Source organism: Micrococcus luteus (assembly GCF_022664405.1).
GTDB classification, from domain to species: Bacteria; Actinomycetota; Actinomycetes; order Actinomycetales; family Micrococcaceae; genus Micrococcus; species Micrococcus luteus.
Genome location: NZ_JAKRLB010000026.1, coordinates 11,981 through 32,979, shown reverse-complemented (window position 1 = coordinate 32,979; position 20,999 = coordinate 11,981). Strand labels below are relative to the sequence as shown.

Sequence of the window (20,999 nt, the reverse complement as noted above, 5' to 3'; positions counted from 1 at the left end):
TCCCATCACGGTGGCCAGCACCACCACCCAAACGGGCAAACCAGCTGGCCACCAGTGGGCAGTTCTGATGGCCACCAGCGGGAAGAAACACTGGCCGCCTATGGGCAGAACTCAATGGCCCTTGACAGTCCACCGAGACCGACCAATCGATCACGATTTCGGCATCCGCTGCGGCGGTCAGTGTTGCCAGCACCGTGTCCCAGGTGCCCTCTTCGGCCATGCGGCCGTGCCAGGTCCACACGACTCAGCCAGGGCCCGTAGACCTCGGGCAGGTCCCGCCAGGGGATCGATGCACCTGTACCGGTGGATGATGGCGTCGACCATCGTGAGGGCATCGGCGAACGGCCGGCCCTGCCGGCCTGTGGGGGCGTGGGAGAGCATCTGGAACCGGGACCGTGTCTTCGAGGGTGCCGGCCTTCCCCCGGCTTCATTGTCAGACACGCCCGAGGACCGTCTGGCCCAAGGGTTGGACGGTCCCTGCACTGGGGGATGAAGAGCGTCCTGCACCGGCGTCGGCCCCGGCGCCCACGACGACGGCGGCCCGCCGCCCTCCGTGCGGAGGGCGGCGGGCCGCCGTCGTGATGCCCGCGCGCGGGCGGTGTCCCGTGGATCAGGCCTTCGAGGCGATCTGACGGAGCACGTACTGCAGGATGCCGCCGTTGCGGTAGTACTCGGCCTCACCGGGGGTGTCGATGCGGACGACCGCGTCGAACTCGGTGACCTTGCCGTCCTCGCCGGTGGCCGTGACCTTCACGGTCTTCGGCGTGGTGCCCTCGTTGAGGGCGGTGATGCCGGAGATGTCGAAGGTCTCGGTGCCGGTCAGGCCCAGCGAGTCGGCGTTCTCACCCTCGGGGAACTGCAGCGGCAGCACGCCCATGCCGATGAGGTTCGAGCGGTGGATGCGCTCGAAGGACTCGGTGATCACGGCCTTGACGCCCAGGAGCGCCGTGCCCTTGGCCGCCCAGTCACGGGAGGAGCCGGAGCCGTACTCCTTGCCGCCCAGGACCACCAGCGGGGTGCCCTGCTCGGCGTAGTTCTGCGCCGCGTCGTACACGTAGGCCTGCGGGGCGCCCTCCTGGGTGAAGTCGCGGGTGAAGCCGCCCTCCACGCCGTCGAGCAGCTGGTTCTTGATGCGGATGTTCGCGAACGTGCCGCGGATCATCACCTCGTGGTTGCCACGACGGGAGCCGTAGGAGTTGAAGTCCTTGCGCTGCACGCCGTTCTCCAGCAGGTAGCGGCCCGCCGGGGTGTCCGACTTGAAGGAGCCGGCCGGGGAGATGTGGTCCGTGGTCACGGAGTCGCCCAGCTTGAGCAGGACGCGGGCGCCGGAGATGTCCGACACCGGGTCCGGCTGCATGGTCATGCCCTCGAAGTACGGGGGCTTGCGCACGTAGGTGGACTTCTCGTCCCACTCGAAGGTGGAGCCCGAGGGGGTCTCCAGGGACTGCCAGCGCTCGTCGCCGTCGAAGATCGTGGCGTACTGCGAGGTGAACATCTCGGTGTCGATCGACGCGTCGATGATCTGCTGGACCTCGGTCGGGTCCGGCCAGATGTCCTTGAGGAAGACGTCGTTGCCCTCCGTGTCCTGGCCCAGGGCCTCGTTCTCGAAGTCGAAGTCCATGGTGCCGGCCAGGGCGTAGGCGACCACCAGCGGCGGGGAGGCCAGGTAGTTCATCTTCACGTCCGGGTTGATGCGGCCCTCGAAGTTGCGGTTGCCGGAGAGCACCGCGGTCACGGACAGGTCGTTCTCCTGGATGGCCTCGGAGATCTCGGACTCCAGCGGGCCGGAGTTGCCGATGCAGGTGGTGCAGCCGTAGCCGACCACGTTGAAGCCGAGGTCGTTGAGGGACTCGCGCAGCCCGGACTTCTCGTAGTAGTCGGTCACCACGCGGGAGCCCGGGGCCACGGAGGTCTTCACCCACGGCTTGGACTTCAGGCCCTTGGCGACCGCGTTGCGGGCCAGCACGCCGGCCGCCATCATCACGGAGGGGTTGGACGTGTTGGTGCACGAGGTGATCGAGGCGATGGACACGGCACCGTGGTCCAGCTGGAACTGGCGGCCGTCCGGCATGGCCACGTCCACGAGCTTGGACGGGCGGCCCTCGCCGGCCTCGTCCTGCGTGGCGTAGTTGTGCAGGTCCTTGCGGAACTGGTCCTTGGAGTCGGTGAGCTCGATGCGGTCCTGGGGACGCTTCGGGCCGGAGATGGAGGGCACCACGGTGGACAGGTCCAGCTCGAGGTACTCGGAGTAGGCGACCTCGGAGGACGGGTCGTGCCACATCCCCTGCTCCTTGGTGTACGCCTCCACGAGGGCGACCTGCTCCTCGGAGCGGCCGGTCAGGCGCAGGTAGTCGAGGGTGACCTCGTCGATCGGGAAGATCGCGGCGGTGGAGCCGAACTCGGGCGACATGTTGCCGATGGTGGCGCGGTTGGCCAGGGGCACGGAGCCGACGCCCTCGCCGTAGAACTCGACGAACTTGCCGACCACGCCGTGCTGGCGGAGCATCTCGGTGATGGTCAGCACCACGTCGGTCGCGGTGGCGCCGGACGGGATGCTGCCGGTCAGCTTGAAGCCCACGACCCGCGGGATCAGCATGGACACGGGCTGGCCGAGCATCGCGGCCTCGGCCTCGATGCCGCCGACGCCCCAGCCGAGCACGCCCAGGCCGTTGACCATGGTGGTGTGCGAGTCGGTGCCGACGCAGGAGTCCGGGTAGGCGCGCAGCACGCCGTCGACCTCGCGGGTCATCACGGTGCGGGCCAGGTTCTCGATGTTGACCTGGTGGACGATGCCCATGCCCGGGGGGACGACCTTGAAGTCGTCGAAGGCGGTCTGGCCCCAGCGCAGGAACTTGTAGCGCTCGCCGTTGCGCTCGTACTCGATCTCCATGTTCCGCTCGATGGCGGCGTCGTTGCCGAAGGAGTCGATCTGCACGGAGTGGTCGATCACGAGCTCGGCCGGGGAGAGCGGGTTCACGCGCTCCGGGTCGCCGCCCAGGTCCTGGATGGCCTCACGCATGGTGGCCAGGTCCACGACGCAGGGCACGCCGGTGAAGTCCTGCATGATCACGCGCGCCGGCGTGAACTGGATCTCGGTGTCCGGCTGCGCGTTCGGGTCCCAGGCGGCCAGGGCCTTGATCTGGTCGGCGGTCACGTTGGCGCCGTCCTCGGTGCGCAGCAGGTTCTCCAGCAGCACCTTCAAGGAGTAGGGCAGCTTCTGCGCCCCCTCGACCTTGTTCAGACGGAAAATCTCATACTCGGCTCCCTTGACGTCCAGGACGCCCTTGGAGCCGAAGCTGTCGACGGTGGTCACGAGAGGACTCCTCTTCCCGCCCGGTTTCCTCCGGGCGCTCGTCCAGTGGGGGGTGGTCACCCGCGGCCGCGGACCGCGCGCCGTCCGGGACGGGCGTCGTCTGCGTCACAGGTGCCGCACTGTGTCCCAGGGTACCGCGCCGGTCCCGTGTGACGCGGGCATGGCGCGCGGCGGCCCGCAGGCCGCCGCGCGGATGCCGGGTCAGATCTCGACGACGGCCGCGGCCGGGGCGCTCTGGGCGGCCGGCACCAGCACGGTCACCGACTCGAGGTGGTGCGTGTCCGGGTAGAGGTCGAACACGCGGGCGCGCTCCACCTCGTAGCCGCCGTCGCGCAGCCACGCCAGGTCGCGGGCGAACGAGGCGGGGTCGCACGAGACGTACACGATGCGGCCCGGCTCGAGCGCGAGGATGCGCTCGATCGCCCGCCGCCCCGCGCCCGCCCGCGGCGGGTCCAGGACGACGGTGTCCAGCGCGGCACCGCCGAGGCCGCCGTCCGCCACGGGACGCTCGGGGTACTTCAGCCAGCTGCCGAGCACCTTGTCCGTGGGGCCGTTGAGCACCGAGGCCTGCGGCTGGTCGTGCAGGTTGCGGCGGGCGTCCTTCGAGGCCTGGCGGGAGGCCTCCACCGAGTACACGCGGCCCTCGGGTCCCACGGCGTCCGCCAGGTACGCGCTGAACAGGCCGGCGCCGCCGTAGAGGTCGGCCACGACCTGGCCCGGCTCGACGCGCGCGTCCTCGAGCACCGCGTCCACGAGGGTGGCCGGGGCGTGCTGGTGGACCTGCCAGAAGCCGTCACCCGTGACGCGGAAGCGCTTGGTGCCGCCGCGCTCGGACTCCACGGTCTCCTCGACCCAGGTCTTGCCGGTGATGCGCTCGACCTTGACCGGCTGGAACTGCTTCGGGCCGGGCAGGGCCAGGCCGGTGGAGACGTCCACGCCGCACGCATTGGCCGCCTGGCGGATCCGGGTGCGCAGCCGGCCGAGCTTGACCTCGTCCGCCCGCGTCTGCGGGGTGGGCGTCACCAGCACGAGGGGGCGGGAGCCGGAGGCCGGCGTCGCGACGTCCACGCGGGCGGCTCCGGTGAAGTCCCAGTCCCACAGGGCGAGCGCATCGAGGGCCGGCACGCCGAGCGGCATGTTGCGCACGGGCAGGAGGGTCGCCGAACGGTAGGCGTGCATCGCGATGTGCCCCTGGGGGGTCACCGCGAACGCGTTCCGGGTCCGCCAGCGCTGGCCGGTGGGCTCGTCCTCGGAGCCGGCGAAGCACACCTCCGGCTCCACCGCGAGGTCGGCGATGCGGTGCACCGTGTCCCTGAAGACCTGGGCCTTGAGCCGGCGCTGGTGCGGGACCACGATGTGGCCGAACTCGGCGCCGCCCACGGGCGGGCGACCCGAGGCGTGGGCGCGCAGCATGTCCGCGAGCTTCCACTGGTGGATGCGGCGGAACTCGGAGGGCCGCAGCACCTCCACGACGTCGCCGCGCCAGAAGCGGGCCCCGTCCTCGGCCTCGGTCAGGGCCACCCGGACCTTCTCGCCGGGCACGGCGTGGCGCACGAAGACGACCCGCCCCTCGTGCCGGGCCACGCAGTGGCCGCCGTGGGCCATGGCCCCGACCTCCACCTCGATGGTCCTCCCGATCCCGGTGACGTCTGTGGACGTGTCGACGACTGCCATGTCTGGCTCCTCTCGCATCGCAGCGCGCTTCAGGTCTTGCCCTGAGCATCGACTGGTCAGATCATCATCATCCTTGCAGACCGATGCGGCTGTGTCGCCTCGATCGTGGGCGCGCCGTCGGACGGCGTCATCCGCCGCTCCCCGGGGGCGCCGGGGCGGTCAAGAGCCCTGGCCCTCGTGGACCTGCCACGGCACCGAGCCCACCATCACGCCCGGCTCCCGCTGCAGTCGCCGCGTCTGGCGGGTGGCGGTCCGGTTGTGCAGGAGCGTGCGCCAGCCCGGCCGGACCACGTACTCCGGGATGAACACCATGGTCAGGTCCCGCGGGGAGCGGCGTCGGTGCTCGCGCACATGCCGCACCAGGGGGGCCACCGTGTCGCGGTAGGGCGAGGCGATCACGGTGAGCGACATCGGCAGGCCGGCACGCTCCCAGGCGTCGATCACCTCCAGGGTGGCGGCGCGCTCGGCGTCCACGACGACGGCCTCGAGGGAGGACGGCCGCGACGCGCGGGCGTAGGCCAGCGCCCGCAGCGCCGGCCGGTCCAGCGTGGTCACGACGACCACCACGTGGACCCGCGAGGGCAGGGCCCGCGCGTCGTCCTGGGGGTCCGGTGCGAGCTCGCGGTCCACGTCCGCGTAGTGGCGGCGGATCCGCCCCATCACCAGCGAGCCGAGCACGATCGCCAGCAGCGCCACCCACGCGCCCTGCGTGAAGCGGGTGACCAGGACGACGACGCCCGCCAGCGCCGTGACCACCCAGGCCACCGCCGTGATGATCAGGCGCAGCCGGACGGCCGCGCGGGCCCGGGCGCCCGGTGTGTGCACGAGCCGGCGGCGCCACAGCCGCAGCATGCCGGCCTGCGCGAGCGTGAAGGCCAGCAGCACGCCGATGACGTAAAGCTGCACGAGCAGGGCGGTCCGGGCCTCGAAGAACAGCACGAGCGAGAGGGCCACGGCCCCCATCCCGAGGACGCTCCACGTGTGCACCAGCCGGTCGCTGCGGACCCTCAGCTGCCGGGGCAGGTAGCCGTCCTCGGCCACGCGCGCGGCCAGGGCGGGGAACGAGCGGAACGCCGACTTGGCCGCGAACAGCAGGAGCAGGGCGGTGGCCGCGATGGTGGCGACGGACAGGATGCTGCCCGGGCCGTACACGGTGTCCGCGAGCTGGGCGAGCACGGGGGCGGGGGCGCGGTCGGGCGTGACCTCGGCACCCGCGGCGTCCCGGAGGTTCTCCAGCTCCAGCCCGACGACGACGCCGGTGCGCTGAGCCAGGTGCATGACGCCCACGGTCAGCGCGCCGAGGGTGAGGGCCATCACGGTGAGCACCCACCGCACCGTGGGCACGGCCGGCCGGGCCATCAGGCGGGTGCTCGAGACCGGCACCTCGACGCCGGTGAGCAGCACCGATCCCGCGCTGAACGCGCGCAGGGCGAGCAGCGCCGTCGCCACGGTGCCGACGGTCCCGCCGACCCCGGCGCCCTCCTGCGTCCAGCCGGCCGTCGGCGCCGCGCCGAGCAGCCCACGGCCCTCCTGCCACAGGCCCGCCAGGACGAGCAGCGCGGTCAGGGCGACGAACACGCTCACGAGCACGGGCAGCACCCACCGGGACAGCCGCACCCCGCGGAGCGCGGCCAGCAGTACGCCCACGAGCGCGGCCGAGGCCACCAGCACGCGGCTGCCGACGGTGAGTCCGGGGGCCAGCGCCGCCACGAAGTGGGCGAAGGCGGCCACGGAGACCGCGGCGGTGAACACGAAGTCCAGCAGGAGTGCGGCCGAGGCGACGACGCCGGCCCTCGGGCCCAGCTTCGTGCCGGCCATGTGATAGATGCCGCCGTGCGGAACGGCGGCGACCGCGGCGCGGAAGGACACGACGATGAGCAGCATCACCGCGACGACGGCCCAGCCGACGGCGGGTCCGAGCGCGAGCGCGGACGTGCCGGCCGCGACCAGGGTGAGGATGACCTCGTCCGGGGCGTAGGCGAGGGAGGACAGGGCGTTCGACGACGTCACGGGCAGCGCCCGCCACCGGTTCATGCGGGGCTCGTCGGCGGCGTGCGACGTCACGGGGCGACCGAGGAGGCCGCGGCGCAGGAGGAAGGACAGCGTGGCCACCGCACCACGGTACCCCCGCCGGGCCCGGGCGCCGCGGCGACGCGGATGCTCCCGGACGTGCCCGCCGGATGCGAGGATGGAGCGCGCGTCGGCTCCCCGGCGCACGGAGCACCGCACGAGAGGCAGGGACGGGCATGGCCCACTACGTGATCGTCGGCGGCGGACGGGTGGGCACCCGGTTGGCGGCCGCGCTGGACGCGGCCGGTCACGGCGTCGCCCTCGTGGACCGCGACCCGCGGACCGTGGAGGGGCTGGCCCCCGGCTTCTCCGGCGAGCTCGTGGCCGGCGTGGGCTTCGACCGCTCCGCGCTGCTCGCCGCCGGCATCGACCGCGCGCAGGGCCTGGCGGCCGTGACCGCGGACGACAACACGAACATCATCGCCGCCCGCGTGGCCCGCGAGACCTTCCACGTGGACCACGTGGTGGCGCGCATCTACGACGCCGACCGGGCCCGGCTGTACCAGCGCCTCGGCATCCCCACGGTCGCCTCGATCCAGTGGACGGCCGACCAGGTGCTGCACCGGCTGCTGCCGGCCGGCACCGCCGACGCGGAGCACCGCGACGCCTCCGGCCGGCTGCTCGTGACCGAGCTGGTCCCCCACTCTTCGTGGTGGGGCCGTCGGCTGACCGACGTCGAGTCCACGGTGGGGATGCGCATCGCCTACCTCACCCGGCTCGGCGACGGCCAGCTGCCCCGGCCGGGCGACCGCCTGCAGGAGGGCGACGTGCTGCACGCCGTCTACCCGGTGGACCGCCGGGACCAGGTGGAGGCCGCCCTGCAGGGCGAGGCACGCGTGCCGGACGGCACGGACGAGGACGAGGAGGGACGGGCATGAGGGCCGTCATCGCCGGAGCCGGCGCCGTGGGCGCCTCCATCGCGCGGGAGCTGCACGCGCACGGCCACGAGGTGGTCGTCGTCGAGGCGCGCACGGACGCGGCCCGCAAGGCCGACGTCGGCGGCGCACGCCTCGTCCTCGGGGATGCGTGCGACCTGACCGTGCTCGAGCAGTGCGGCGCCCTGGAGGCGGACGTGCTCGTCGCGGCGACCGGCGACGACCGGGTCAACCTCGTGTGCTCCCTGCTGAGCCGCTCGGAGTTCGGCGTCGGCCGCACCGTGGCTCGCGTCAACAACCCGCTCAACGACTGGCTCTTCGACGAGTCGTGGGGCGTGGACGTGGCCGTGTCCACCCCCTCGATCATGACGGCGCTCGTGGAGGAGGCCGTGGAGACCGGGGACCTCGTGCGCCTGCTCAGGCTGGAGGCCGGCGGCGCGGCGCTGTCCGAGTTCCGGGTCCCGGCAAAGCACTGGCTCGAGGGCCGGCGCATCGGCACCGTGTCCTGGCCGCAGGAGGCTCCGCTCGTGGCGGTCGTGCGCGACGGCGCCCCCCGGCAGGCGTCGGCGGACGAGGTCCTGGAGGTGGGCGACGAGCTCTTCTTCCTGGCCGCCGGCTCCGCCGAGCCGGCCCTGCGTCGCCTCCTCGTCGGCGAGGGCCGCGCTCAGGGACGCTCGGAGGCGGCGGAGTCCGCCGGCACGCCGTCGTCCTGACCGGGCGAGCTGACGGACCAGGCGAGCCAGAGCCCCAGGGCATAGAGCGGCAGGCCCATCACCAGGCGGGCCACCCCGAGCGCGGTGACGGCGTCCCCGAGGTAGAGGGGCACCTGCACCGCCAGGCGCAGTGCGAACACGGCCACGAGGATCCAGGTGGCCGCGGCGTAGGCGCGGCGCCGACGCCGGTGGGCCCGCCAGCGGGTGCCCTCGGCGCGCACGAGGCCGAGCACCAGGCCCGCCGCGGGCCAGCCCACGAGGACGGACACCGCGAACGCGAGGCCGTAGGCGGCGTTGGTGACGAAGCCCCACAGGTAGTAGTCGCGGGCCTGGCCGGTGGTCAGGGAGACCACGACGGACAGGACGACGACGGCGAGGCCGGCCAGCACCTGGACCGGCGACTGGCGCTGGACGAGGCGCGCGACGCCCAGCACGAGAGCGACCGCGACGGCGGCCACGCCGGAGGGCCACACCTGCTGGGTGGCGACGTAGCCGACCATGTAGACGAGGGTGGGCAGGGAGGCCTCGACGATGCCGCGCCAGCCACCGACGCTGCCCAGCGCGTCGAGGCGGCCGCGCTCGTCCAGGCGGGCTCGAGACGGCAGGGGGCCGGCCCCGTCCGGGGCGGCGGTGACGGGGCCACGCGGCTCGGTCATGGGCTCTCCTCTCGGGGCCGTGCTCAGAGCGTGGCCTCGGGCGCGTCGACCAGGTCGAACTCGGGGTTGTGCAGGGTGGGCACGCCGTCCATCTGGGTGACGCGGCCGCGGACCGTCAGCCACTCCCCCGGCATGACGCCGGGCACGCGGCGCCGCCCGTGCCAGACCAGCTGCAGCGTCTCGGCGGGCGCCATGCTCCCGGGTGCGGGCAGGCGGTCGGCCAGGGCCGCGCGGAAGACGGTCGCCTCGTCCGCGCCGGGCAGCGTGACGGAGGCGATGACGCCGCGGCGCTCGATGCGGCCTGCGGCGCCGGTCGGGCGGGCCGCGACGGCGGGGCTCACCGGATCTCCGTGATCTCCGGACCGCGCTCGGGCAGCGCGGTGGTCTCCGGTGCCGCGCCGTCCCCCGGGCCGGCGGCGGTGTCCGCGAGCACGTCCCGGCCCTCGTCCGGGGCCGGGCGGCGACGCTGCAGCGGGCGCGCGTTGGGCGGCGGACGCAGGGGCAGCAGCTCGCGCGGCGGGAGCGGCTCGTCGCCCCGCACCACGACCAGGTCGGAGAACACCTGTTCCAGCGGCTCGGCGGCCTCCGGCTGGAAGGCGGCCTCGCCGTGGAACACGCCGCGGACGAACCAGCGCGGTCCGTCCACGCCCACGAACCGGGCGACGTTCCACCCCGGCGAGCCGTCCGGCAGCGCCGCCGGCACGCGCGTGAGGATCTCGACGCCGAAACGGCCGGTCTGCTCCTGCACGGTCGCGTGGGCCGTGGTCGACAGGGAGTCGTGCAGCTCGGCGCGCAGGTCGTCCCACAGACCCGTGCGACGGGGGGCGCTGAACGCCTGGACCTGCAGGGCCGAGCGTCCGAGGCTGATGGTGGCGGCGACGATCCGCTTCGTCGCGTCCTCGACGTCGAGGCGCAGCTTCATGCCCTGGACGGCCCTCAGGCGCAGCGACCCCAGGTCGATCATGCCGGCGGGATCCGGGCGGGTGGCGACGTCGTGCGGACCGACGTCGGCGGTTGCCGGCGCGGCGGCGATCTCGAGGTCGCGCTCCTCCAGCAGCTCGTCCGGCAGGCTGACCTGCTCGTGGCGCACGGTGCGGTTGCGTCCGAAGATCACGACGTCCTCCCAGGGGTGGTGTCGGCGGTGAAGCCGCCGGTCGAGCCGAAGCCGCCGGCCCCGCGCTCGGAGTCGGGCAGCACGTCCACGGGCTCGAAGCGGGCGCGCACGACCGGCTGCAGCACGAGCTGGGCGATCCGGTCGCCGCGGCGCAGCACGATCGGCTCGGTCGGGTCCAGGTTGATCAGGGGCACCTTGATCTCGCCGCGGTAGCCGGCGTCGATGGTGCCCGGGGCGTTGACGATGGTCAGGCCGCGACGGACCGCGAGACCCGAGCGGGGGTGCACGAACCCCGCGTGGCCTTCCGGGATGGCCAACGCCACGCCGGTCGGCACCAGGGCGCGCTCGCCCGGGGCCAGGGTCACGTCGACGGCGGTGCGCAGGTCCGCGCCCGCGTCGCCCGGCTGCGCGTAGGCGGGCGGGGCCAGGCCCGGATCGAGGGCGTGCAGGGGCACGGGCAGCTCGGCGGAGTCGGTCACGAGGCCCGACCCTACACGAGCACCCGTCGGCCCGGGGCCGCGTCGAGGCGGTCGGGCGGGCGCCCTCGCCGGTGCCGCGCGGCGGGACCGGAGTCCGGATGTGGGAAGCTGGGACCCATGCGTGATCCCCAGCAGCACCCCGTCGCCGATGCCTCCCGCCGCGCCCCCGAGGGCGCTGCGGCGGGACCCGATCCGGTCCTGTTCGAGGAGCGGTTGACGCCCTCCCCGGGGGTCTGGGCCGTGGCGCTCATGCTGGCGGCGTTGACGATCCTCGTGTTCGCGCCGATCGACCTCGGGCTGGGCATCGCCGCCGCCGTCGTGTTCTTCGCCGTCGAGGCCCTGCTCCTGGTGGCCACCACCCCGCGCATCGTGGTGCGCGAACGCACCCTCCAGGTGGGCCGCGCCAGCATCGAACGGCACCACGTCGGTCAGGTCACGGGGTATCGCGGCGAGGACGCCCGGGCCCAGCGCGGCCCGCTGCTGCACGGGCTGGCCTTCGTGAACCTGCGCGGCTGGATCGGGCCCGTCGTGCGGATCCAGCTGACCGACGAGCGCGACCGCACGCCCTACTGGCTGACCAGCACCCGGCGTCCGGAGGAGCTGGTCGCGGCCCTCGGCGGGGCCATGGCCCGGCAGGAGGGGGCGGCCGAGGACCGCTGACCGCCCCGGCGGCGGGGGCTCAGCCCTCGCAGTCGCTGCAGTAGATCAGGCCGTTCTTCTCACGCGCGGCCTGCGAGCGATGGCGGACCAGGAAGCAGGAGGCGCAGGTGAACTCATCCGACTGGGCGGGCAGCACCCGCACCATCAGCTCTTCACCCGAGAGGTCGGCGCCAGGCAGCTCGAACCCCTCGGCGGCCTCCGCCTCGTCCTCGTCCACGACGGCGGACTGGGTGTCCGTGCGCCGTGCCTTCAGCTCCTCGATGGAGTTCTGGCTCAGCTCTTCCTCGTTCTTGCGAGGGGCGTCGTAGTCAGTGGCCATGGGGTTTCACGCTCCGCTGGTGGGGGACGGCACCGGGACCGGTGCCGGCACTGCGCGGACGGCGTCGTGGGCGGACCACGCGTCACCGGCCTGCGCCGTTGCGCGTAGATTGTGCACCATGGCCGAACCCGTGCCAAATGTTGACGGGCACGCTCGCCCAGGGCGGATTCCCGCGGCCGCTCGTCCCTCGCCCGGGCCGTGGTCTGCGGCACGGCGGCTAGGATCGGGGCATGCCCGGCCGGGCGTCCACATGCCCGGTGACCAGAACACGATGTGGGAGGGACCACCGCCATGGCAGAGCTGCGACTGACCGGACCCACCGAGGACGGCGACGCGCTGCGCCTGTCGGGGCCCGAGGGTGAGGAGCACACGCTCGCCCTCTCCCCCTATCTGCGCCGGCTGGTCATCGAGGGCGCTGCGCCCGAGGCCGTGCGACCGGCCGAGGGCGGCCCCGCGGCCTGGCACGACATGACGGAGACGGACGTCCCCGGGACGGGCGACGAGGACGCCGAGGGACCGGTGGACGCGACGACGCAGGCCGACGATGCCGCGGAGGAGGGCGAGCGGGCTCCCGACGTGCCCTCCGGCCCGACCCGTCCGGACGAGGACCTCGCGCTCACCCCCCGCATCGACCCGCAGCCCGCGGCCGACGATGAGACCGCAGACGGCCCGACCCCGGCGCCGCTGACCGACCAGGAGTCCATCAAGGCCGCCGCGACCCACGAGGCCGAGCCCCTCACCCCCCGGGAGATCCAGCAGCGCATCCGTGCGGGCGCCTCCGTGGAGCAGGTCGCCCGGGAGAGCGGGAACGCGTTCTCGCGCATCCGCACCTACGGTCACCCCGTCCTGGCCGAGCGCGACTGGATCGCCCGACAGGCCCGCGCCGTCGAGGTCTGGGTCGGCGGGCCCGACCTCTACGCGGACCTCGTCCAGGACGGCGGCCCCACGACGCTCGGCGAGCTCGCCGCGCACCGGCTCGCCGAGCTGGGCGTGGACGAGGCGAGCCTCGAGTGGGACGCGTGGCGCGAGGACCAGGCCGGCTGGACCGTGGCCGCCCGGTTCGCCGTGGCCGGCGCGAGGAGTCTGCCCACCCGCGAGGAGCCGCCGGCGCTCTGGACGTTCCGCCCGGCCGGACGCCACCTCGAACCCGAGAACGCCTGGGCCCGCGCCCTGTCCGAGGCGGAGGCCTGGGACCTGGTCCCCCGCGCCCCCGCGGCCGAACCGGTGACGGACGACGTGGACGCCGAGGACGCCGTGACCCCCGCGGGTGCGCACTCCCCGGCCGCCGACCGCGACGCCGATCTGCTGGAGATCCTGCGGGTGCGCCGGGGTCAGCGTGTGGGCGCGGACCTGGAGTCGGACGACGCGCTCGCGCACCTGATCGCTCGCGAGCACCAGGACCGGAGTCGGCGCGAGGCCGCCCAGGCGCCCGAGCGGCTCGCCCCGGTCGACGCCGAGGGGGCCCTGACGACCGCCGACGACGCCCCGGTCGTCGACGCGCCGGAACCGGCCGCCGAGACCGACCGCGCCGAGGACACTGCCGCAGACGTCGCGGACGCGGGTGTCGAGGACGAGGGGGCGGAGCCCGCGCCTCGCGAGCGTGCCGCGCGCCCTGCCATGCCGACCGTCACGCCGCGCCCCCGGGCCCGCTCGGCCGCTCGCCGCGCGTCCGTGCCCAGCTGGGACGAGATCGTCTTCGGCCGCAAGGGCGACTGACCCCGGCCCGGCCCCGGCCGCGGGGCGGGCTCAGCGGTGCCAGGTGAGCAGCGGGACCTCCCGCTCGGCGCGCGTGGGCGCGCCGTGCTGGCCCACCATCTCGAAGGCGTGCGGGGGCACCCGCCGGCCGTCGTAGAGGGCAAGATCCCCGTGCACGGCGACGAGCAGATCCCCGATGCGGGCACGGACCCGGTCCTCGACGACGGCGCCGAACCAGCCGGCGTCGACGGCCTCGTCCCGCGTGAGCACCCACGCGTGCGCCCCGTAGCGCTCGGCCCAGGTGCGCCGCACCCTCTCGCGCACGTCCGGACCCGCGTCGGACCGGAAGTGCAGCTGCACGAGGCGGGGCTCCCCCGCGGTGTGCGCGATCCCCTCGAGCAGCGCGGGGTCGGCGAGCTCCCCGGCCTCGTCCAGGGCGGCGTAGTCCACGCGGCGCGACGGCGGCACGTCGACCATGCCGTGGTCGCCGGTGGCGAGCACCACCGTCCCGGCGGGCACGCGGTCCACCAGGCGCCGCACCGCCGCGTCGATCTCCTCGAGGGCGTGCAGCCACCGTTCCGAGCCCACGCCGTCCCGGTGGCCGGCCTTGTCCAGCTCGTTGACGTAGAAGTAGACGAGCGTGGGCACGCGCGCGTCCTTCATCACGCGTTCGGCGGCCTGGGCGCGGGCGATCAGGGTGCGACCGGCCACGAACCGGCCGCCACGCAGCCCCGCCCGTGTCAGGGCCGAACGCTCGAAGGCGGGCAGCGAGACCGTGACGGCGTCCACGCCGGCCGCGGCGGCGCGCTCGAACACGGTGGGCTTCGGCTGCCACCCCACCGGGTCGGTGGCCTCGTCCCAGCCGCCCAGCTGATTGATCACCACGTCCCGGTCCGGGTCGAGCACGTCGTAGCCGGCCACGCCGTGCTCCCCGACGTCCAGCCCGGTGCCCAGGCTCGTGAGGGAGGCGGCCGTCGTGGTGGGCACGGCCACCTCGAGGACGCGGCCGCCGTCGGCCATCGCCGAGCGCAGCGTGGGGGCGTGGCCGCCGAAGCGCTTCAGCAGGGACCGTCCAAGGCCGTCCACCAGGGCGACGACCACGCGGCGGCCCGCCGGGACCGCGAGCGCGTTCTCACAGCCCGGGACACCGAGGGCGGCCGCGGCGGAGGTCAGGACGGAGCGCAGGGCACGGTCGGCGGGGACCACGCCCGCGGGGAGGGCGGGCCCCGTCACGTGGTGGCCGCCAGGTGGGCGCGGCGCAGGGCCCGGGCGAAGGCCAGGGCGCCGTCGACGGCCCCCTGCCCGTCGGCGTCGGCGGCGACGCGGATCACGAGGTCCTCGCGGGTGGCGGTGCCGGTGTAGCCGTGGTCGAGGTCGCACTGGGGGTCGGCGCAGCCGGCGGGCTGCAGGTCCAGTCGCTGGCCTCCGGCCCACATCAGCCCGAGGGTCATCTCGGCCACGGGGTCGGACGGCCGGAAGCGGGCGGGGTCGGCGTGGCCGGTGGTCAGGACCACGGAGCCGAGGGCGCGGACCGGGACCATCTCGGTGGAGACCTGGGCGAGGACCGCCTGGCCGGCCGGGTCGGCGGCGTGGTCGTCGAGATGGACGGCCAGCAGGGTGTCCCCGGCGAGCACGAGGGCCGTGATGTGCCGGTGGATCTCCTCGTAGTCGAAGTGCGTGTCCACGTGGACGAGGTGCGCGTCCGGGGTGCGACCCTCGAGCTCGACGGCGATGGCGTGCGCCACGAGGTCCGGGTAGAAGCCGGCGCGGACGAGCGAGGCGTCGAGGCCGCCGCTGCCGTCCAGAGTGCGGGCCTCGCGCTGCCGTCCCTCGGCCTCGGGGGTGCCGGAGCGGTGGTCGGGACGGCCGGGCTCGTGACTCCTGCGGAACGGGCTCATGTCCCCCATGCTACGGGTCCGGTGCCGGGCTGTCCGGGCCCGCTGTGGACGGTCCGGTCAGCGGCCGCGCAGCGCGCGTCGGGCCGAGTCGGTGCGGCGGGCCGCGTTGGCGACGTGCACCTCGGCCTGCAGGACCGTCACGCCCTCGGGGGCGGCCAGCACGGGTGCGAAGCGCAGGCGGGCGACCTGCGGCAGGTCGTCCTTGAGGACGCTGACGCGGCCCACGAGGTCCTCGAGCGCGGCGAGGTCGACGGGGGGCACCCCGCCGGTGCCGCGCAGCTTCACGGCGGCGCGGGGGGCGCGGACCATGCGGGCCACGTCCCGGTCTGTGAGCGGGGGCACGCGGTGCACCCAGTCCCCGAGCAGGTCCGTGGCGTCACCGGCGATGCCGAAGGAGACCACGGGGCCCAGCAGCGGGTCCTCGAGCGCCGTGAGCACGCAGGCCTGCCCGGCGGGGGCCATGGCCTGGACCTCGAGCTCGCGCACGCCGAATGGCGCGAGCAGACGCCGCATCTGCTCGACGTTGCGGCGCAGCGAGTCGGCGTCCACCACGTTCAGGCGGACGCCGCCCAGGTCGAGACGGTGCCGCAGGTGGGGGTCCACGGCCTTGAGGGCCACGGGGAAGCCGAGCCGCTCGGCGGCCGCCACGGCCTCCTCAGCGGTCTCGAACCGGACCGAGGGCAGCACGGTGATCCCGTAGTGGCCCAGCAGCGTCTCGGTCTCCTCGTCGGAGAGCCGGACGAGTTCGGTGCCCTCGGCGCGCGCGGCGGCCGCCTCCACGAGCTCCTCGGCCTCATGCGGGTGCAGGCCGGTCGGCTCGAGCGGCTCGCCGACCTCCTGGTGGCGCCAGTGGACGTAGTCCGCGAGCGCGCCGAGCACGGCCATGGCCTGCTGCGGCGACGGGTAGAAGGGCAGGCCGGGCTGCAGGGAGCCGGGCTCGGCGTCGTCGTCCACAGGCCCGGCCGCGCCGAGCGTGGCCCCCCGGTAGCGCGGGGAGACGACGTCGGTCAGGCAGCCGAGCACGGGGATGCGGGCCTCCCGGGTCGCGTCGGCGAGGGCGTGGGCCAGCCGTTCCGGCTCGTCGTCGGCCTGGTGCAGGCCGAGGCGGGCCAGCACCACGACGGCGTCGGCCTGCTCGTGGCAGACGGCGTCCCGGACGGCGGAGACCAGCGTGTCGGCGGGCGGGGCGATGCCCTGCTCGCTGCCGACGAGGCCGACGGTGGCCGTGACCTCGAGCCCGGCCTCGGCCGCGGCGTCGCGGCCCAGCCGGTCCAGGGCGAGCGAGTCGGCCACGAGGACGACGCGGTGGCCCGTGGGCAGCGGCTGGCTGGCCACGGCCATGAGGATGTCGAGCATGGCCTCGTGCGTGTGGGCCTCGAGCACGCCGGTCTGGTCGAGCATCGAGTCCACGGTGCCCTCGGGGGCCTGGGTGGTGCGGGTCTCGTGGCCCGGGGGCAGGAAGCGCCCGGTGACGTCGGAACGGACCACCACGACGGGCTTGGTGCGGGAGAGCCGCCGGGCGATGCGGGAGAACTTGCGCGGGTTGCCGAACGACTCGAGGTACACGCCGACGGCGGCGGTGTGGGGGTCCGCCTCGAAGAACTGCATGGCGTCGTTGCCCGAGACGTCCGCACGGTTGCCGGCGCTGATCGAGGTGGAGATCCCCACCCCGCGGCGCTTGACGCCGGCGGAGACCATGGCGCCGACGGCGCCGGACTGGCTGAACAGGCTGACGGGGCCGCGCTGGGCCAGGCCCGGTGACGGGGAGGCATTGAGGCGGATCGCGGGGTCCGTGCGGACCAGACCGGTGGAGGCCGGGCCGATCACGCGCATGCCGTGGGCACGAGCGAGGGAGACCAGGCGGCGCTGGGCCTCGAGTCCCTCGGCGCCGGCGTCGGCGTAGCCCGAGGTGAGGACCACGAGCCCCTGGGCCCCGGCCGCGGCGGCCTCGGGGATGAGGGCCTCGACCTCGTCGGCGGGCACCGCGACGACGACGAGGTCGACCGGCTCGCCGATGTCGGCCAGGGAGCGGTGGGCGGTGAGGCCCTGAACGTCCTCGGCGGCGCGGTTCACGGCGTGGACGGTGCCCGTGAAGCCCGCCTCGAGGACGTGGCGCAGCACGAGCGAGCCGACGGCCTGCGGATCGCGGGAGGCGCCGACCACGGCCACGGAGGCGGGCTCGACCAGTTCGGCGACGCTGCGGGACTCGGCCCGGTGCTCGCGGGACTCGACGACGGCGCGCCACCGGGCGGTGGGATCGATGGGGAACTCGACGGCCACGACGCCGTCCTCGAACCGGCGGGTCACCTCGAAGCCAGACTCCTGGAACACCGAGAGCATCTTGCGGTTCTCGGGCAGGACCTCGGCGGTGAAGCGGCGGATGCCGTTCTCGCGGGCGGCCGCGGCCAGGTGCTCCATGAGGATGGAGCCCAGTCCGCGGCCCTGCGCGGCGTCGGAGATGTTGAAGGCGACCTCCGCGGCGTCGGAGTCCCCGTACCGGTCGTAGCGGCCCACGCCGAGCAGGCGGCCGCCGCGGGTGATCACGAACGCCACCCGGTCCCGGTGGTCCACGTGGGTGAACCGGTCCAGGTCCTTGGCGCTCAGCTCGGACTTGTACGTGAAGTAGCGCAGGTAGATGGAGTTCTCGGACTGCCCGGCATGCATGCGCTGCAGCTCGGCGGCGTCCTCGGGCGAGATGGGCCGCAGGTGGGCCGTGGCGCCGTCACGGAGCACCACATCGGCCTCCCAATGGGAGGGATATCCGCGGTCGGCTTCAGTCTCACCCATAGGATCACTGTAGACAATCCCCGACGCCGTGAGGACTCCCCGACCACCATGATGGCCCGTTCATCCCGTTCCCGCCCCGCCGAGCAGGACGCCCCGCGCCCGCTGCCGCTGGAGCAGGAGAACATCGTCGACGTCGACGTCTCCGAGGAGATGGAGGCGTCCTTCCTCGAGTACGCCTACTCGGTGATCTACTCGCGCGCCCTGCCGGACGCCCGCGACGGCCTCAAGCCGGTGCAGCGGCGCATCCTCTACATGATGTCCCGCATGGGCCTGCGCCCGGACCGCGGCCACGTGAAGTCCGCCCGTGTGGTGGGCGAGGTGATGGGCAAGCTGCACCCCCACGGCGACGCGGCGATCTACGACGCGATGGTCCGCCTCGCCCAGCCGTTCTCCCTGCGCCTGCCCGTGGTGGACGGGCACGGCAACTTCGGCTCGCTCGACGACGGCCCCGCGGCTCCGCGCTACACGGAGGCCCGCATGGCCCCGGCCGCCCTGGCGCTCACCGCGGACCTCGACGAGGGCACCGTGGACTTCGTCCCCAACTACGACAACCAGCTCCAGCAGCCGGCCGTGCTGCCCGCCGCCTACCCCAACCTGCTCGTCAACGGCACCACCGGCATCGCCGTCGGCATGGCCACGAACATGGCCCCGCACAACCTGCGCGAGGTCGTGGCGGGCGCGCGCCACCTGCTCGCGGACCCCGAGGCGGGCCTCGAGGCGATCATGGCCCACATCCCCGGCCCCGACCTCCCCTCGGGCGGCCGGATCGTGGGGCTCGACGGCGTCCGCGACGCCTACGCGACCGGCCGCGGCACGTTCCGCATGCGAGCCGCCGTCGCCGTGGAGCAGGTCTCCGCGCGTCGCACCGGCCTGGTCGTCACCGAGCTGCCGTACGGCGTGGGCCCCGAGAAGGTCATCGAGCGGATCAAGGCCGGTGTCGACGCGAAGAAGCTCAGCGGCATCGCCGACGTCGTGGACCTGACGGACCGCAAGAACGGGCTGCGCCTGCAGATCGAGCTCAAGTCCGGGTTCAACCCCCAGGCCGTGCTGGCCGCCCTGTACCGGCACACCCCGCTCGAGGAGACGTTCGGGATCAACAACGTCGCGCTCGTCGACGGCCAGCCGCAGACCCTGGGCCTGCTGCCCCTGTTGCGGGTCTACGTGGACCACCGTCTGGACGTGGTGCGGCGCCGCACCGGGCACCGCCTCGGCAAGCACCGCGACCGTCTCCACCTCGTCGAGGGCCTGCTGCTGGCGCTCGTGGACATCGACGAGGTCATCGAGATCATCCGTTCCTCGGACGACACCGCGGCCGCGCGCACCCGCCTCATGGGCGTCTTCGACCTCACCCAGGTGCAGGCCGACCACATCCTGGAGCTGCGGCTGCGCCAGCTGACGAGATTCTCCCGCATCGAGCTGGAGGCCGAGCGCGACGAGCTGCAGGCCGCGATCGCCGAGCTCGAGGCGATCCTCGCCTCCGACGCGCGGCTGCGTGAGGTGGTCTCGGCCGAGCTGCAGGCCGTCGCCGACGAGCACGGCGACGACCGGCGCACGGTCCTGCTCGAGGCCGAGACCGCCGCGGCCCCCGCCGCCGGGCCCGCGCCGTCCGGGCCGACCCCCGCCGGCGCCGCGGAGGCCGGGGTGGACCTGATGGTCCCGGACACGGCGTGCTGGGCCCTGCTCTCCACCTCCGGACGCCTGCTGCGCACCGCGGACCGCACGCCGATCGCCCCGCAGGGCCGGCGCCGCAAACACGACGCCTTCACCTCCGTGGTCCCGACGACGGCCCGCGGCGAGATCGGGGCCCTCACCTCCACCGGAGCGCTGCACCGCCTCCAGGCGGTCGACCTGCCGGCGGCCGGCGAGCCGTCCGCGGCCCCCGCGATGACCGCGGCCCTCCCCGCCGCGGAGCTGGTGCCCCTGGCCAAGGGCGAGACGCTCGTGGCCCTGGTCCCCCTGGACGCCGTCCTGGCGCTGGGCACCGCCCACGGGGTCGTCAAGCGCGTCCGGCCGGAATGGCCCCTGAACCGCCAGGTCGTCGACGCCGTCGCCCTGAAGGACGGCGATGCGGTGGTCGGCGCCGCCCCCGCCCCGGACGAGGCCGACCAGCTCGTCTTCCTCACCCGCACCGGCCAGCTGCTGCGCTACGCCGCCTCCGCCGTGCGCCCCCAGGGCCCGGCCGGCGGCGGTGTCGCGGGCATCCGGCTGGCCGCCGGCGACACGGTGCTCGCGTTCGGGGTGGCCCCCGCGGCCTCCCTCACCGAGACCAGTGCGGACGCCGCGGCCCACCCACGGCCCGCCGTCGTGGTGACCGTGACGGACGGTGAGGCGGACGTGCTCGGCTCCGCCCCGGGCTCCGTCAAGGTCACGCCGCTCGGGGAGTATCCGGCCAAGGGCCGCGGCACCGGCGGCGTGCGCGCCCACCGGCTGCTCAAGGGCGAGAGCGGCCTCGAGCTCGGCTGGATCGGCGCCGCGCCCGCGCTCGCGGCCTCCCGGGCCGGCGTGGCCCGCGCACTGCCGATCGAGTACGGGCGCCGGGACGGCTCGGGCGTGCCCGTGGACCAGCGCATCGAGGCCGTCGGCGCCGGCGCCTCCCCCGAACTCGTCTCGGCCCCGCCCGCCGAGGACGACGCCGTGGCCGTGTCCGCGGACTGACCCCGGTCCGGGGCGAGCCTGTTCGCCTCGGGCCGATCGACGCCCCCGATGGGCGCCCCACCCGGCCCCTCCGATACAGTGGGCTGTCGTC

General features: G+C 74.4%; 16 protein-coding genes and 1 pseudogene. 5 read left to right on the top strand and 12 right to left on the bottom strand.

Annotated features, from left to right (window positions below):
• Positions 1-97: 97 nt before the first annotated feature.
• The 4 genes and pseudogenes from MF605_RS10735 to MF605_RS10720 form a co-directional block, all read right to left on the bottom strand.
• Positions 98-381, bottom strand: a pseudogene (locus tag MF605_RS10735) (transposase); the annotation flags it as partial.
• A 229-nt stretch (positions 382-610) separates the two neighbouring features.
• Entirely contained in the window at positions 611-3,313 is a 2,703-nt protein-coding gene (gene acnA, locus MF605_RS10730) for an aconitate hydratase AcnA (protein WP_036314132.1), read from the bottom strand.
• A gap of 201 nt (positions 3,314-3,514) precedes the next feature.
• Positions 3,515-4,987, bottom strand: coding sequence for a class I SAM-dependent RNA methyltransferase (locus MF605_RS10725; RefSeq protein ID WP_020625083.1), 1,473 nt, complete (start codon positions 4,985-4,987; stop codon positions 3,515-3,517).
• 159 nt (positions 4,988-5,146) lie between these two features.
• Positions 5,147-7,099 carry an APC family permease gene (locus tag MF605_RS10720; protein WP_134377120.1) on the bottom strand — a complete coding sequence of 651 codons (1,953 nt, stop codon included), beginning with the start codon at positions 7,097-7,099 and terminating at the stop codon, positions 5,147-5,149.
• Positions 7,100-7,233: 134 nt separating this feature from the next.
• On the opposite strand from MF605_RS10720, the gene MF605_RS10715 reads away from it, so the two are divergent.
• The gene (locus MF605_RS10715) at positions 7,234-7,935 is read left to right on the top strand and encodes a potassium channel family protein (protein ID WP_020625081.1); all 702 of its coding nucleotides are present in this window, start codon (positions 7,234-7,236) and stop codon (positions 7,933-7,935) included.
• Entirely contained in the window at positions 7,932-8,645 is a 714-nt protein-coding gene (locus MF605_RS10710) for a potassium channel family protein (RefSeq protein WP_020625080.1), read from the top strand. The genes MF605_RS10715 and MF605_RS10710 overlap by 4 nt, the downstream gene beginning before the upstream one ends.
• On the opposite strand, the gene MF605_RS10705 is transcribed toward MF605_RS10710, so the two are convergent.
• From MF605_RS10705 to dut, 4 genes are read right to left on the bottom strand one after another with little or no spacing between them, the layout of a single operon-like run.
• Positions 8,597-9,301, bottom strand: a complete 705-nt coding sequence (locus MF605_RS10705; protein ID WP_020625079.1) for a DUF3159 domain-containing protein — start codon at positions 9,299-9,301, stop codon at positions 8,597-8,599. The genes MF605_RS10710 and MF605_RS10705 overlap by 49 nt on opposite strands.
• Positions 9,302-9,324: 23 nt before the next feature.
• Positions 9,325-9,642 carry a single stranded DNA-binding domain-containing protein gene (locus MF605_RS10700; RefSeq protein ID WP_041104625.1) on the bottom strand — a complete coding sequence of 106 codons (318 nt, stop codon included), beginning with the start codon at positions 9,640-9,642 and terminating at the stop codon, positions 9,325-9,327.
• Complete coding sequence (locus MF605_RS10695; protein WP_134377119.1) at positions 9,639-10,415, bottom strand: DUF3710 domain-containing protein; 777 nt, start codon at positions 10,413-10,415, stop codon at positions 9,639-9,641. The genes MF605_RS10700 and MF605_RS10695 overlap by 4 nt, the downstream gene beginning before the upstream one ends.
• Positions 10,412-10,894 carry a dUTP diphosphatase gene (dut, locus tag MF605_RS10690; protein ID WP_010078549.1) on the bottom strand — a complete coding sequence of 161 codons (483 nt, stop codon included), beginning with the start codon at positions 10,892-10,894 and terminating at the stop codon, positions 10,412-10,414. The genes MF605_RS10695 and dut overlap by 4 nt, the downstream gene beginning before the upstream one ends.
• A gap of 117 nt (positions 10,895-11,011) precedes the next feature.
• Here dut and MF605_RS10685 point away from each other — a divergent pair, with 117 nt between their 5' ends.
• On the top strand, positions 11,012-11,554 hold the full coding sequence (locus MF605_RS10685) for a DUF3093 domain-containing protein (RefSeq protein WP_041104623.1): 543 nt from the start codon (positions 11,012-11,014) through the stop codon (positions 11,552-11,554).
• Between the two features lie 19 nt (positions 11,555-11,573).
• Here the strand turns inward: MF605_RS10685 and MF605_RS10680 are convergent, their stop codons facing one another.
• Positions 11,574-11,873 carry a DUF4193 domain-containing protein gene (locus MF605_RS10680; protein ID WP_041104622.1) on the bottom strand — a complete coding sequence of 100 codons (300 nt, stop codon included), beginning with the start codon at positions 11,871-11,873 and terminating at the stop codon, positions 11,574-11,576.
• A 291-nt stretch (positions 11,874-12,164) separates the two neighbouring features.
• Here MF605_RS10680 and sepH point away from each other — a divergent pair, with 291 nt between their 5' ends.
• Positions 12,165-13,589 carry a septation protein SepH gene (gene sepH / locus MF605_RS10675; RefSeq protein WP_123244104.1) on the top strand — a complete coding sequence of 475 codons (1,425 nt, stop codon included), beginning with the start codon at positions 12,165-12,167 and terminating at the stop codon, positions 13,587-13,589.
• Positions 13,590-13,619: 30 nt separating this feature from the next.
• Here sepH and MF605_RS10670 read toward each other — a convergent pair whose 3' ends face one another.
• From MF605_RS10670 to MF605_RS10660, 3 genes are read right to left on the bottom strand one after another with little or no spacing between them, the layout of a single operon-like run.
• Positions 13,620-14,801: an alkaline phosphatase family protein gene (locus MF605_RS10670; RefSeq protein ID WP_095354128.1), complete on the bottom strand. Its 1,182-nt coding sequence runs from the start codon at positions 14,799-14,801 to the stop codon at positions 13,620-13,622.
• On the bottom strand, positions 14,798-15,466 hold the full coding sequence (locus MF605_RS10665) for a DUF5998 family protein (RefSeq protein ID WP_036314118.1): 669 nt from the start codon (positions 15,464-15,466) through the stop codon (positions 14,798-14,800). Before MF605_RS10665 ends, MF605_RS10670 begins: the two co-directional genes overlap by 4 nt.
• A 57-nt stretch (positions 15,467-15,523) precedes the next feature.
• The gene (locus MF605_RS10660) at positions 15,524-18,253 is read right to left on the bottom strand and encodes a bifunctional acetate--CoA ligase family protein/GNAT family N-acetyltransferase (RefSeq protein WP_134417090.1); all 2,730 of its coding nucleotides are present in this window, start codon (positions 18,251-18,253) and stop codon (positions 15,524-15,526) included.
• 48 nt (positions 18,254-18,301) lie between these two features.
• Between MF605_RS10660 and MF605_RS10655 the strand changes: the two genes are divergently transcribed.
• Positions 18,302-20,908, top strand: a complete 2,607-nt coding sequence (locus MF605_RS10655) for a DNA gyrase/topoisomerase IV subunit A (protein ID WP_134417091.1) — start codon at positions 18,302-18,304, stop codon at positions 20,906-20,908.
• The last annotated feature ends 91 nt before the right edge of the window (positions 20,909-20,999 follow it).